The sequence below is a fragment of the Caballeronia sp. LZ029 genome (assembly GCF_031451275.1).
In the GTDB taxonomy this organism is placed as follows: domain Bacteria; phylum Pseudomonadota; class Gammaproteobacteria; order Burkholderiales; family Burkholderiaceae; genus Caballeronia; species Caballeronia jiangsuensis.
In genome coordinates this window covers 1-345 of record NZ_JARUXO010000057.1, presented here as the reverse complement: position 1 = coordinate 345, position 345 = coordinate 1, and the positions used below count along the sequence as shown (strand labels likewise).

Here is a 345-nt window from a genome sequence, read left to right as displayed (position 1 = left end):
GCCTGACGGCGGCGCTGAAGTCAGGCGTCGACGGCGATATCGACGACGACATGCGCCATCGCCTGCAGGACGCGAGCTTTCATGGCGCCATTCTGGAACGCTGTGGCAATGCGTATCTGCAAGCCGCGTATCAACTGGTCGCAGACAAGATCCAGGCGCTGCGCGCACGGCTCGCCGCCGATGACAAGCGTGTGGATTCATGCCACGACACGCATTCGGAGATCATGCAGCTGATCCGCGCGGGCAACGTGCGCAAGGCATGCGCGGAGCTGCGCACGCATATTCGCAGCACCGAGGACTCGTACATCCGTGCGAGCCAGCACGGCGACGACAGCGCGGCCTGAC

The 345-nt window shown here is 64.3% G+C and carries 1 protein-coding gene; it reads left to right on the top strand.

Going from position 1 to position 345, the window contains the following annotated elements:
- Positions 1 to 344, top strand: a 344-nt coding sequence (locus tag QCE73_RS34025) for an FCD domain-containing protein (protein ID WP_309885340.1), incomplete at its 5' end; no start/stop codon positions are given.
- Position 345 lies beyond the last annotated feature (1 nt).